Origin of the sequence: Huijunlia imazamoxiresistens, from assembly GCF_037132455.1 — a bacterium.
Taxonomy (GTDB): domain Bacteria; phylum Bacteroidota; class Bacteroidia; order Chitinophagales; family Chitinophagaceae; genus Flavisolibacter; species Flavisolibacter imazamoxiresistens.
Map to the genome: position 1 here is coordinate 32548 of NZ_JBBBEI010000037.1, position 13126 is coordinate 45673.

At 58.5% G+C, this 13126-nt stretch carries 13 protein-coding genes; 1 reads left to right on the forward strand and 12 read right to left on the reverse strand.

Annotated features, from left to right (window positions below; translation table 11 throughout):
* Positions 1 to 16 precede the first annotated feature (16 nt).
* Both V9K67_RS24700 and V9K67_RS24705 read right to left on the reverse strand, forming a co-directional pair.
* Positions 17 to 1723 carry an HYR domain-containing protein gene (locus tag V9K67_RS24700; RefSeq protein WP_336727413.1) on the reverse strand — a complete coding sequence of 569 codons (1707 nt, stop codon included), beginning with the start codon at positions 1721 to 1723 and terminating at the stop codon, positions 17 to 19.
* Between the two features lie 239 nt (positions 1724 to 1962).
* A complete protein-coding gene (locus tag V9K67_RS24705; protein WP_336727389.1) occupies positions 1963 to 3153 on the reverse strand; it encodes a T9SS type A sorting domain-containing protein in 1191 nt (396 codons plus the stop codon).
* Positions 3154 to 3403: 250 nt separating this feature from the next.
* On the opposite strand from V9K67_RS24705, the gene V9K67_RS24710 reads away from it, so the two are divergent.
* Positions 3404 to 3625 (forward strand): CDGSH iron-sulfur domain-containing protein, encoded by a 222-nt coding sequence (locus tag V9K67_RS24710; protein ID WP_336727391.1) that lies wholly within the window; start codon positions 3404 to 3406, stop codon positions 3623 to 3625.
* Positions 3626 to 3658: 33 nt separating this feature from the next.
* Here the strand turns inward: V9K67_RS24710 and V9K67_RS24715 are convergent, their stop codons facing one another.
* The 10 genes from V9K67_RS24715 to V9K67_RS24760 all read right to left on the reverse strand — a co-directional run.
* A complete protein-coding gene (locus V9K67_RS24715) occupies positions 3659 to 4582 on the reverse strand; it encodes an SdiA-regulated domain-containing protein (RefSeq protein ID WP_336727394.1) in 924 nt (307 codons plus the stop codon).
* A gap of 107 nt (positions 4583 to 4689) precedes the next feature.
* The gene (locus V9K67_RS24720) at positions 4690 to 5967 is read right to left on the reverse strand and encodes a sensor histidine kinase (protein WP_336727396.1); all 1278 of its coding nucleotides are present in this window, start codon (positions 5965 to 5967) and stop codon (positions 4690 to 4692) included.
* A complete protein-coding gene (locus V9K67_RS24725) occupies positions 5964 to 6641 on the reverse strand; it encodes a response regulator transcription factor (protein ID WP_336727398.1) in 678 nt (225 codons plus the stop codon). Before V9K67_RS24725 ends, V9K67_RS24720 begins: the two co-directional genes overlap by 4 nt.
* 76 nt (positions 6642 to 6717) lie before the next feature.
* On the reverse strand, positions 6718 to 8592 hold the full coding sequence (locus V9K67_RS24730; RefSeq protein WP_336727400.1) for a chloride channel protein: 1875 nt from the start codon (positions 8590 to 8592) through the stop codon (positions 6718 to 6720).
* A gap of 138 nt (positions 8593 to 8730) precedes the next feature.
* Positions 8731 to 9318 (reverse strand): Crp/Fnr family transcriptional regulator, encoded by a 588-nt coding sequence (locus V9K67_RS24735; protein WP_336727402.1) that lies wholly within the window; start codon positions 9316 to 9318, stop codon positions 8731 to 8733.
* Between the two features lie 76 nt (positions 9319 to 9394).
* Positions 9395 to 9904, reverse strand: coding sequence for a threonine/serine exporter family protein (locus V9K67_RS24740; protein WP_336727404.1), 510 nt, complete (start codon positions 9902 to 9904; stop codon positions 9395 to 9397).
* 13 nt (positions 9905 to 9917) lie between these two features.
* The gene (locus V9K67_RS24745) at positions 9918 to 10688 is read right to left on the reverse strand and encodes a threonine/serine exporter family protein (protein WP_336727406.1); all 771 of its coding nucleotides are present in this window, start codon (positions 10686 to 10688) and stop codon (positions 9918 to 9920) included.
* A gap of 181 nt (positions 10689 to 10869) precedes the next feature.
* Positions 10870 to 11841, reverse strand: coding sequence for a transketolase family protein (locus tag V9K67_RS24750; RefSeq protein ID WP_336727408.1), 972 nt, complete (start codon positions 11839 to 11841; stop codon positions 10870 to 10872).
* Positions 11842 to 11882: 41 nt separating this feature from the next.
* Positions 11883 to 12722, reverse strand: a complete 840-nt coding sequence (locus tag V9K67_RS24755) for a transketolase (RefSeq protein ID WP_336727409.1) — start codon at positions 12720 to 12722, stop codon at positions 11883 to 11885.
* Between the two features lie 107 nt (positions 12723 to 12829).
* A partial coding sequence (locus V9K67_RS24760; protein ID WP_336727412.1) for a transaldolase family protein occupies positions 12830 to 13126 on the reverse strand: 297 nt, incomplete at its 5' end.

A 13126-nucleotide genomic window follows, 5' to 3' on the forward strand; every position in this document is an offset into this window, starting at 1 on the left:
CGTGAAAGCCAGCCGCTTATTTGGCACATTTCAATACCACCTTGTCGTTGCCCTGGCTCACCTGCACATAATAAACGCCGCGGCCGTAGCTGCTGCCGAACTGGAGCTCGCCCGCTGCCGGGCAGGACCTTGATTCTATAACCCTTCCACTCAATGCATCCACCACCTGCAGTTGCACCTGTTCCGTACTGCCGTTGCCCTTTACCGTCAGCGTAAAGCTGTTGGACTGGGGACGGGTAACGACATTTGCGTACAGGGACCCCGGGTTGCCGGCGCCGGAGGACTGGTCATGATCTACGGAAACTGCGGCGGACCTGCTGGTGGTGTTCCCGCTGGCATCCACCGAGGTAACGGTGATGGTATACACCCTTCCGCTTTCCAGCCCGGACCGTTCCGCCCGCAAACGCACCAGCGTGGGGCTGATCACCTGCCAGTCGGCGCTGGTATTGCCGTCGCCCCAGCCATTCAACGCTTCGTTGCTGGTAACCGTCACCTTCGTGGCGGTAACCGCCACGTTATCGGAAGCGGTGTAGTTCAGGCGGATGTCGTGCATTTTATGGTTGGGAGGCCACAGGGTGGCGGAGGAAGGAACGAGGTTGCTGATCACCGGGGCCTCGGAATCCACCACATCAATGGTCTGCAGGCCCGAAACCGAATTCCCGGAGGCATCGGTGGCGGTCCAGGTGATGGTGGTCCGGCCCATAGGATAAGGCGCGTCCAGGGCTACTGCATCACTGCGGGTAGCCATAACCGTTACAGCTCCATTGGAGTTGTCGGTGGCGCTGGGCGTCCCGGGGTCCACCGAGGCCGTAGCGGCGCCGGCATCGGTGGAGGTAGTGATGGCGGCGGGTACGGTCAGTACCGGCGGCTCCTGGTCGGCAAGGGTAACCGTTATGGTATCGGAGTACCTTGTCGACTGGTCTTTTCCTTCGATGAATAAACGGTATTGCGCCGTGCCGAACGATACGGCCGTGTCCACCACCTCGATGGTGCGCCCCCGGGCAGTGGAACTGTCGGAAGGTAACGTGGTCATCGTGGTCCAGGCCGCGTCGTTGAGCGATTTCTGCACGGAAATGGCCTTGATGTAGTTTTCCAGCTCGGTTGTCCAGCTGAGGGTGGCGCGCCCCGTTTCCTTTTGGTAGGCGCCTTTGAAGTTGCTGATCTTCACGGTCTCCGCCCCCAGGGTGGTGTGAACCTTGAGGCTCCAGCCCCTGGCGATGGTGCCGAAATTGCCCTTGGTATCGTTTACGGCATACAGGCTCCAGGTACCATTGGGCAGAATGCCGTAAAAGGAAGCCAGGGATCCTTTCCGGAAAGGGCCTGCAGCGGGTGCAGGCCATACGTCCGCAGGCGTTCCGTAATTGGAAGGCTTGTAGGTTCCGGAACCGAAAGGAAGGAAGTCCGGGAGGGCGGCCGGCGCCGCGTCGTCGAGCGAAAGGTCGATGCCCAGCACATCATCGGCACCGCCGATGTCGGACAGCACAATGGCATTGGTGCCGTCCGGGGCCACCAGCAACAGGTCCAGCGCATCGGGATTATTGTGCTCAAAACCGTGCAAGGTAAGGGTCAGCCCCGTCACTACTCCCTGCAGGCCCGAGACTTCCAGGCGGGAAGGATACAGGCTGGCCGGTATGGGCGTCAGGGTGCCGTCGGGAAGGGGAATCGGCGCCGGGTTGGTGAAGGAAAGCTGGGCGTCCGCCGGGGCGGCGGAAAGCAGGAGCATCAGGCACACAAGCTGCCTGAATTTACTCCTGGGAGTAAACCTGGGTACAGATAGCATCATAAGGGTAGATTTATTTTTCAAAAGTATTGGGGGAACCTCCATAGTAGGGGGATCCGCTTTCTGCAAATGCAACAATTAAATGGTTCTGCTTAGTTTTTGATAATCACTATTTTGACAAGGCTTAGCCGCATTCGAACGGCCTTCAACAAAATGAAAAGCGGCGGCCCTCGGCCGGCACCTTAACCGCCGATGAACAGCTTTTGCGTGTTTTGCCGGCCTCCGGCTACTACTTTCAGGATATAGATCCCCGGGGTCAAATGCTGAAGGTCCAGCCGGCAGGTGGTGGACTCCGGAACAATGTCGGGTTTTCGCAACAGGACCCTTCCGTTCATATCCAGCAGGAAAAAGGAAAACTTTTCCCGGGGCACGGTATTGAGGGAAACCGTCGTGAAGGAACTTCCCGGTACGGAGTACGCCCTGAAGATCATATCCCGGGCAGCGGCCGCATTGGCGGTAGCGATGTGGGAATACTGGTAGGTGCCGTCCAGGTCCACCTGTTTCAGCCGGTAATAGTTTCGCCCGGGAAAGGGACGGCGGTCGGGAAACTGGTAAGCCTGCGCCACCCGGGTGGTTCCCGCGGCAGTGACCGTTCCCAGCGGCTGCCAATGATGGCCGTCCACGGAGGTTTCCACCTGGAACAGCCGGCTGTTGGTTTCCTCGGCGGTGGCCCACCGGAGCAGAACGGAACGTTGCACCTCGCTGTAGGCGGCGGAAAAATGAAGAAAGGTGACCGGGAGCCCCGTCTCCAGGGCGGGATCCCGGGTTTTCAGGGTCAGGGTCCAGCCGGCAAGCGAGCCATAACCATCATCCTCGTTGATGATATACAGGCGCCAGGTACCGTTTGGCTGAATGCCTTTGAAGGTGGAAAGCACCGACAGGCCGGAAGCCACCGGGGCAGGGTCCGCCCAGGTATCCACATCGCCGATCGCCAGGTTGGTGGGCTTATACGTCCCTGCCTTCAGGGTATCGTCGGGCAGGAGGGCCGTTGCCGCGTCGTCCAGCGTCAGGTCGATGGGCGTCTTGACGTCGATGGCCGCCCCGGCGTCGGACATGATAATGGCATTGGTGCCGTCGGGGGCCACCAGCAACAGGTCCAGGCCGGAAGGAAAGTTATGCGTAAAGCCCTGCAAGGTGACGCTCACCCCCGTAACCACATGCCCCACGGGCAGGGAAACGGTCAGGGAAGAAGGGTAAATCACGGCCGGCATGGGGTCGCCATCCACCGGGTAAAGACCATTCAGGTCCGTGTTGTGGTAACTGTTGGTAAAAACCTGTGCCTGGAGGTTGCTGAAGCAGACAGCCAGAAACAGGCCGAGCAATAGGATATTTTTGCCCCGGGCAGGCAAAAACGGATTAAATTTTCCTTTCATGGGATCGGGATCACAGCAAAAGTAGCGGCCCCCGTGCCAAGGACCATTTCCGGCAGGGCTAATTTTGCAGCACTAGTCATTTTATTGGATATCAGCTACTTAAATTCGCTTAACGGGCTTATCCATATAGGACTAAGTAGCGCCACCGGTAGCGGGAAGCATTGATTGTCCGGAAATAGGGGCCGGTTCCGGTGCGTCCTGACGGGCGCCTTTCTCTTTTCCTTACTTTTAGCGCCTTAAAAAACAGTTTATGGCAGCAACGAAAATTACGGTAAACAACAACGGCTCCCTGAAAGTGGAAGGCGATTTCGAGATCGTGGATAAAAACGGCAATGTGTATGACCTTGGCGGAAGAACGGCCGTTTCCATTTGCCGGTGCGGGCTGTCGAAGAACAAACCCTTCTGCGATGCTTCACACAAGGGACACTTCGAGCACGAGGCAGTGGCCTTTGCCCTGCCCCCGAAAAAGTAAAATAAAAGCAGGTACTTCGTACCTGCTCCTTTTTTATTCTTCTACCTTCACTATTGTTCCCTTCCCTCCCTTTCCTTCATTGGAAATATAAAGGACACCTTCCGGGCTGAACGTGAGGCCTTCGGCCTGGGGAAAATCACCGCCCTTCAGCTGGACCTGGCGGAGCAACTGACCGCTGCGCTCCAATATCAGTAGCCGGCGGTTCGGACCGTCGAGCACATAGATCTGCCCGGTCTTCGGGTGCACGTTGATCTCCGAAGGCTGCACCCCCTTGTTCTTTTTCTTTTCTTTTTTGCCGTTGGCGGCCCCTTCCCCTACAGGAATCTTTAGCACGGGGGCGGTCTGCATATGGCCCGTGCCGGGGTCAACGGCATAAATTCCTTTGTACTCCTTGCTGGTAGGGTCCTCGCCTTTGGGCGCCAGCAGCAGCCGCTTTTCCCGGGCATCATAGCAAAGGCCTTCCACGTCCTGCTTCGCCGTCAGGGGCGTGCGGTGTTCTTTTACCCGGGGGTTCTTTCCCCGGAAGTCCGCGATCTCGTACAGGCGCCCGTCACTGCGCACTACGAAGGCATCGGTTCCCGCCAGGGTCACCCCTTCGTAATCGCCGGGACCGGCAAAAGGGATCTCCTGCTCGATCTTACCGGTTTGCACGTTGTAGACAAACAGGGCACCTTTTTCGTCCTGGATGCAGACAAAGCGGTCCCGGTCCAGGTAAGCGATCCCGGATACCTCCATCAACTCGGGCGGCAGTTCCCACCGGGCGGCTACATTAAGCTGGGATCCGCCGGCCCCAGGTTCGCTGAATCCTTCCTTTTCCCGGTTCACCTTATTTTCCGCTCCTGCTGCCGTGGCAACGGTGGCTTCCGGCCCGATCCAGGGTTGGATCCGGCCCCAGAAAACCAGCGGCAGTACCACCACGACCACCACCAGCAGCGCCATTTTATCAATCTTGCTCATGTGGATGTATTTAAGGGTTTACGAAAAAAACGGGCAGGGACAACAGCCCAATTAGCGCGCCCCTTTTACAAAACTCCCAATCAAATCTGGAAACATATGGGAAAAACTTATAGTGTAGCGGAAGGAAATTGCAGGCTGAGGATATGTTTGCCCTCGAAGTGATAATCGATGTGGTAGCCGTACAGCTCCCCGATCGCTTTCACAATCGCCAGGCCCAGGCCGGTGGAGCTCATGGATTGCTCCTCCTTGTAAAACCGGTCGAACAGGTGGACCTTGTCCAGGGGAGCCGCCTTGCCCGAATTTTCAAACTGGAGCAGGTTTTCCCGGATGCGGATGTGCACGTAGCCGGAAGGAAGGTTATGGACCAGGGCGTTCTTGACCAGGTTACTCATCAATACCGAAGCCAGGCCGGGGTTGAGGGTATGGCGGCAGGCGCCCTCCTCGCTGATGGAAACGGAAATTTTTTTGTACTCGATCAGGGCGTCGAAGTCCTGTACGGTCCTTTTGATCAGCTCATTAAAGTTTACCACTTCACCGGATTCGAACTGCCGGTTCTCGATCCGGGAGAGCAGCAGCAGGGATTTATTCAGGCGGCCCAGGCGTTCGAGGTTTTCCAGCACATCGGCCACCAGCCGCCCCTGTTCTTCGGAAAGGGTGTTGGTCTCGGCCAGCATTTCCAGCTTGTTGAGGCTGATGGCCAGGGGCGTCTGCAGTTCGTGGGCCGCGTTCTCGATAAACTGCTTCTGGCTGTCATAGGTGTCGATATTGCTTTGCAGCAGGTTCTGCACCACGGCATGCAGCAGCTGGAACTCGGTGACCTCCGTCTTTTCGGCTTCCAGCGGCACAGGCTTGTCGAGCCGGAAGTTGGCCAGGCGGTGCAGCAGCCGGTAAAAGGGTCCCCAGATCTTTTTCAGCAGCAGGTTGTTTAGCAGCAGGATGGAGGAGACCAGCCCCAGGTACAGCCACAACAGCGACACCAGCAGCTGCTGCACCAGGTCGTCGGCCTCCACCATGGAGGTGATCACCCGCAGCTCGTACTGCCGGTTGTTTTGCCGGAAGCTGGTGCGCAGCAGGCGCACCGGCTCGAACTCGTCCTCGTTCTGCATGTACATGAAGGTGTCGACAAACACGTCCTTAACCGGGAAGGCCGCACCGGGCGGCAGCTCCCGCACCCGGTAGGAGCCCTCCTCGAAGCTGGTGCGGCGGAGGACGGAGGAATCGTGGGCCGCCTTCTGGATGATCAGCTGCTTCTGGTTGTCAAGGCCGTCGTCCATGCTGTCGTAAATTTCTTCGAGCATGGAAAAGTAAAAGGCCGTGGCCCAGAGCGAGATGATCAGTACCAGCAGCCCGGCGAACCAGGTGGTGGTGATATTGAGCAGCTTCATTCCGTCACCAGTTTATAACCGATGCCGTAAACGGCCTGGATCTCCACTTCGGCGCCGCTGTCCTTTAATTTTTTGCGGACGTTGCGGATCTGCGAGTACACGAACTCAAAGCTGTCGGCCTCGTCGATGTGGTCACCCCAGACGTGTTCGGCCAGGGCGGTTTTGGTGACGAGCCGGTTTTTGTTGGTGATCAGGTACAGCAGGATGTCGAATTCCTTGCGGGTGAGGCCCAGGTCTTCCCCGTCCACTTTGATGGCCCGGAGGTCGGCATCCACCAGCAGGTTGTTGAGGGTAAAGGCCGAGCTGCCGCCAAAATTCTTGCGGCGCAGGACCGAGCGGATGCGGGCATGCATTTCGGCCAGGTGGAAGGGTTTGGGCAGGTAGTCGTCGGCGCCCAGGTCGAGGCCGGCCACCCGGTCGTCCAGGGAGTTGCGGGCCGAGATGATCACTACCCCGTCGGCCTTCCGTTGCCTTTTGAGGTTGCGCAGGATGTCGAGCCCGCTGCCGCCGGGCAAGGAAATGTCCAGCAGGATGCAGTCGTATTCGTAAATGCCCGTTTTTTCCAGGGCCGTGTCGTAATCGGAGGCCGACTCCACCAAAAAGGATTCCTTTTCCAGGGATTGCATGATGGTTTCCAGCAGTGCCGGCTCGTCTTCAATAACCAGGATTTTCATATCCGACGTCGGTTGGGTGAACCGTGAAGATCGGGATAAATCCGGGCCAAATCCGGGAATTTCGGAGGTCGGATATCTATTGGGCTTTGCGCATGATGCGCTGGCCGCGGACCAGCAGCTTCAGGCCGCGATGTTTCAGGGAAATGACGGTGGTCTTTTTTTCGCTTTCCTCGGCACTGCGGTTCAGGGCCGCCAGCGTATCCTTGTAGGACAGCACGCCTACCAGGGTATTGTCGCCCGTGACCACGGGCAACACGTCCCATTCCTGCCGGGCCATCAGCTCCACGGCAGCCCGCAGCGGCCGGTGCGGCGACAGGGAGGGCACCTCCCATTTTGTCAGGCGGGCAATGGGCAGGCCGGGCTGGTGACGGTTGCCGAGCAGGTCGGCCAGGGGAATGATGCCGCGGAACTGGTTCTCCGCTCCGGCCACTACGTATTGTCCGGCATAGCGGCCCTCTTCCTGGCCCATCCAGTCCACCACCTCTCCTACCGTATTGTTTTCGCTCAGCACCAGCACCTCGGTCTTCATCACTTCCATCACGGTCAGCTTTTCCAGCAGGTCGGGCTGGTACGCTACGGGGGTCTTTACGCCGCGGCGGCCGATCTTCTCGGTCATGATGGTGTTTTCCATCAGCAGGAAGGACACGATATAGGCGCCCGTGCAGGCCGCCAGCAGGGGCAGCAGCGCCTGTCCCTGGCCAGTGGTTTCCAGCGCAAAAACGATAGAGGTCAGCAGCGCACGGGAAGCACCCGCAAACATGCACGACATGCCCACTAATGCGGCCAGCGGCAGGCTGACGCCTGAATGGGGAAACCACAGCAGCACCAGCGATCCCAGCAGGGAGCCGGTTGCCCCGCCAATGGTCAGCAGCGGGGCCAGGGTACCGCCCGAAGTGCCGCTGCCCAGCGAAATGGCCCACGACACGAACTTGAACACGCAAAGCGCGATCACTACCTGCAGGGTCAGGCTGCCGTTCAGCAGGTCCGTAATATTGTTGTAGCCCACACTCAGCGTACGGGGGTAGAAATATCCCACCACGCCCACGGCCAGGCCACCGATAGCCGGCCACCACATCCAGTGCAGGGGCAGCTTCTCAAAAGCGTCTTCGATCAGGTAAACGATCTTGGTCACCCCTACCGACAGCAGGCCAATGACCAGTCCCATCAGGCTGTAGGCAAACAGGGCGGTATTGGAAGGCGCCTCGATCCGGCCCGAAAGCGGGAAAACCGGCCCTTCCTCGAACAGGAAGTGGTGACCGGCAGCACCGGTAATGCAGGCCAGCGCCACGGGCAGGATAGCCCGGGGCGAAAACTCGAACAGCAACAGCTCGATGGCCAGAAAAATGGCGGCCAGCGGGGTGCCGAAAATGGCCGACATGCCCGCCGTGGCGCCGGCAGCCAGCAGGATCTTGCGCTCGTTGTGGGTGATATGCAGCATTTGTCCCATAGTGGAGCCAAAGGCGCCGCCGGTAGCGATGATGGGACCTTCGGCCCCGAACGGGCCGCCGGTACCAATGGCAATGGCCGACGAAACGGGCTTGAGCCAGGTGATGGCGGGCTTAATGCGGCTGTGGTTGGTCAGCACCTGCTCCATGGCTTCGGGGATGCCATGGCCCCGGATGGCCTTGGAACCGTAATACGCCATCAGTCCCACGATAAGGCCGCCCACCACCGGCAGCCCAATTACCCACAGGCCGAGGTGATGGCCCAGGGGCGAGGCTTCGCTAAAGGAAAGGGTGCCGTGGAAGGACAGGTTGGTCACGCCATTGATCAGGCCCACCAGGAAGCGGGCGATAAAGCTGATGACGGCGGCAATACCGATGGCCAGCAACGATATGGTTACCAGCCGCTTCTTATGGTTGGCATTGGTAGTTGGAAAATTTTCCGGCTCTTGTGCGGCCAGCGTCGGCGAAACCGGGATGGCCCCCTGTATCTTATTCGGTGCGTTCATGGCCGCAAAGTTCCCACCGAAGGGCCTTGCCATTTGGCAAGAAAAAGTTTACGAGTTTACAGGTTTACGGGTTTACGAGTTCCTGACGGGCGCCAGCAACTCGTAAACTTGTAAACCCGTAAACTACTCAAAACTGTCCTACCTCCTCGAAACTTCCTTCCGTATGCGACTCAGCGAAGTAGAAGTAATTCCCAGGTACGTGGCCACGTGCTTGAGGGGGGCATGGCGGAAGATCTCGGGTTGGGAGGCGACCAGGAGGTTGTAGCGTTCTTCGGCGGTGAGGTGGAGCATATTCAGCATGCGTTGTTTCAGTTCGGCGTAGGCGCCGACGAGCACCAGGCGGTTGAATTCGCGGAACTCGGGCAGCGAGTGGAAGGCCACTTGCAGCTGGTCGTAGGAAATGCACCAGGCATGGCAGTCCGTCAGCGCCTGGAAGGTTTCGCCCGTGGGCTGGCGCTTGAAAAAGGACGACAGCTCGCAGACCACCTGGTTGCCCGAATAAAAGTTGGTGGTGATGTCGTTGCCGTTCTTATCGTAGGTATAGGCCCGAACAAAGCCGCTGGTCAGGAAATAGTAATCGTTGCAAACCGTTCCTTCCTCCAGCAGGATGTCGTTTTTCTGGAGGATCGTTCCGGTAAAGTGGCGGGCCACTTCTTCCGCCTCCCGGGCGGAAATGGGAAGGATGGTTTGGATAAACTGGAGGAAGGACGTTCTGTCGGCTGGCATTATGGTAAAGGGCCCCTTTTCTACCGGGGGCGGTAAAATTAGGGAGAAAGCCATTACCGCCTTGCCCTTCCGATGCTTAGTCTTCCGTCTTTGCCGGCTGGCGTACTTTGCGGAAGCGGATATGCTTGGCCGATTCCTGCCGGGTGAGCAACATGGGGATGGCCACGCCCCCGGCCAGGCTCATGAGGATGAACATCACTTTTAGTCCATAGCTGACGGTATCGCTCAGCACCCGGGTAAACTCCTCGCCCTGCAGGTTGCCCGAAAGTTTGATCAGCCCCAGCATCATGCGGTAGGCAAAGGTACCCGGCACCATGGGGATCACGGCGGGAATGGCGAATACCAGCGGCGGCGCATGGCGGTTGTGGGCCGAAGGAATGCTGAGCAGGCCCGCCAGGATGGCGCCGAGCAGCGTGGCCGACACCACACTGGCGCCCAGGTGCATGCTCCAGGCTTTCGTCAGGCCGGCGGCCGCGCCGATGAGGAACACAGGGGCCAGCGCCCGGACCGGCACATTGAACAATACGGCAAAGCCAACGGCGGCCCCACCAAACCAGATACCTTTTTCCAAGAAAAAATAATCCATAGGAAGCGGCGATTTAAAAGTGGTAGATGGAGACCGTGGTCATCAGGCCCAGGGCAATGGTGAAGGAAATAATGAATCCCTGGAACCCCCGGATGACCCCGTTTTGCAGGTTGCCGTCGATGAGGTCGGAAAACGAGTTGATCAGCGGTACGCCGGGGATCAGGAACAGCACCGAGGTGGCGAAGGCCTGCTCGTGGGTCGAGCCCCCGAACTTCACCGGCAGCCCCGCAATGAGGGAGGCGGTCAGGGCGGCGAAGTAGATGCACAGGTAGGGATTGAACTCTTTTTTGGCGGCTTCCTGCCGTACGAACAGGCCGGTGGCCGAAGCCAAAAAGACCACCGGCATATCGACGAACGACCCGCCGGCCAGCCGGCAGAAGGAGGCGCCGGCCAGGCCCACCAGCGCCAGCACCAGCAGGCGGGGGTAGTGCGGCAGGGCGCGCAGGCGTTGGAGTTCGCCATTGATCTGCTCCAGGCTCCAGCCCTCTTCGACCACCTGCCAGCTCATGCGGCTGATGCCCGACACCAGGCGGAAATTCACGCCGTGCGGCGAGGTGCGTTTCAGGCGGTTGAATATGGATTCGGTCTTATCGTCGCTGATGCTCAGCACCAGGGCCCGGTGCTGGATCAGCAGCTCGCTCTGGTAGCCAAAGGCCCCGGAGATGCGGTGGATGGTGGTGCGGATGCGGCCGGTATTGGCGCCGGCGCTCATCAGCAAGGCCCCGATCTCCAGCAGGGTAGCCCCTAATTCATTGATGTCGGTATCGCGTTGCAATTCCTTCACGTGCGTTGATTTTTTTGCCGCCGCAAAACTAAACCGGGGTTTCCCGCTTTTTCCCGACCTGGATCATCCCCACACCCTGATTTCCATCCGTTCCGGGCAACATGAGCGCTAAATATAAAAAGGTTCCCGCCGTAAAGGGCAGGAACCTTTTTATATTTTTCCGGCAACAATTGCTGATTGCCTATGCGTTTTGCAGGACGCCCTTGCGCTGCATTACCTTTTGCACGGCTTTCACGATGTGCTCGGCATCCAGGCCGTACTTCTTCATCAGCTCGGCGGGTTTTCCGCTTTCGCCAAAGGAGTCGTTCACGGCCACGTATTCCATCGGAACCGGGTCGTGCTGTGCCAGCACCTGGGCAATGCTGTCGCCCAGGCCGCCGAGGCGGTTGTGCTCTTCAGCGCTTACCACGCAACGGGTCTTGGCTACCGACTTCTGGATGGCTTCGGTATCCAGGGGCTTGATGGTGTGGATGTTGATGATCTCGGCATCAATGCCCAGCTCCGCCAGCTGCTCACCCGCCTGGATGGCTTCCCATACCAGGTGGCCGGTGGCGAAGATGCTCACGTCGGCGCCTTCGTTCACCATCCAGGCCTTGCCGATCTCGAACTTCTGGTCGGCGTCGGTGAAGATGGGCACTACGGGGCGGCCAAAGCGCAGGTACACCGGGCCGTGGTGTTCGGCAATGGCGATGGTGGCGGCTTTGGTCTGGTTGTAGTCGCAGGGGTTGATCACGGTCATGCCCGGCAGCATTTTCATCATGCCGATGTCTTCCAGGATCTGGTGGGTCGCACCGTCTTCACCCAGGGTCAGGCCGGCGTGGGAAGCGCAGATCTTCACGTTCTTGTCGCTGTAGGCGATGGACTGGCGGATCTGGTCGTATACGCGGCCGGTGGAGAAGTTGGCGAAGGTTCCGGTGAAGGGAACCTTACCGCCGATGGTCATACCGGCGGCAATGCCCATCATGTTGGCTTCGGCAATACCGATCTGGAAAAAGCGCTCGGGGAATTCCTTAATGAAGGCTTCCATTTTCAGCGAGCCCACCAGGTCGGCGCAGAGGGCTACTACGTTGGGATTTCTTCTGCCCGCTTCCAGAAGACCGGCACCAAAGCCGGAACGGGTATCTTTCTTTTCGGTGAATGTGTATTTCTTCATGAACTCTTAATTAAAGGATTTAACGATGAGTACGGTTTCGCTTAATAGTCCAGCAGGGTGCTTTCCAGCTGGTAGAGCGCGGTCTGGAGCTGCTCGTCGTTGGGAGCGATGCCGTGCCACTTGTGCGAGCCCATCATGAAGTCCACGCCATGGCCCATGTTGGTTTGCATCAGGATCACGATGGGTTTGCCCTTGAAGGTCTTGGCCTTGGCCAGCTCCAGGGTGCGCACGATGTCCTCCATATCGTTGCCGTTCGTTTCCAGCACTTCCCAGCCAAAGGCTTCCCACTTGGCTTTCAGGTTGCCCAGCGACAGCACTTTCTCGGTGGGACCGTCGATCTGCTGGCCGTTGTAGTCCACGGTAGCGATCAGGTTGTCCACCTTGTTGTGGGCAGCGTACATAACCGCTTCCCAGATCTGTCCTTCCTGCAGTTCGCCGTCGCCATGCAGGGTGAACACCAGGGTTTTGTCGTTGTTGAGTTTCTTGGCATTGGCGGCGCCGATGGCTACCGACAGGCCCTGGCCCAGCGAACCGGAAGCGATGCGAACGCCCGGCAGTCCTTCGTGGGTGGTGGGGTGGCCCTGCAGGCGCGAATTGAGCTTGCGGAAGGTAGCCAGCTCTTCTACGGGGAAATAACCCGAGCGGGCCAGCACGCTGTAAAATACGGGGGAAATGTGGCCGTTCGACAGGAAGAACAGGTCCTCACCGGTACCGTCCATGTTGAACTTGGTATCGTGCTTCATGATCCGGAAATACAGGGAAACCAAAAAATCGGTGCAACCCAGCGAACCGCCCGGGTGGCCGCTCTGACACTGGTGTACCATGCGAACGATGTCGCGGCGCACCTGCTTGGCAATATTCTCTAAATATTGAATATCCATATGTACCTGAAAATTTTAAACGTGAATCGGGAACGGGGAACGATGAAGCGTCGATGCTTCACCGTTCCCGTATACCCGTAAACTTGTAAACTCGCGAACTTGTTATCTTAAGCTACCACATCTTCGACAACGCTTTCCATTTTCTTGGCGTCTTCGAGGAATTTGGCCAGGCCGATGTCGGTCAGGGGGTGCTTCAGCAGGCCCAGGATAGAATCCAGGGGACAGGTGCACACGTGCGCGCCCAGTTCGGCAGCCCGTACAATGTGGTTGGGGTTGCGGATGGAGGCGGCCAGGATCTCGGTTTTGAAGCCCTGGATGTTGAAGATTTCGGCGATCTGCTGGATCAGGATCATGCCGTCCCAGCCCGAATCATCGATACGGCCGATGAAGGGAGAAACATAAGC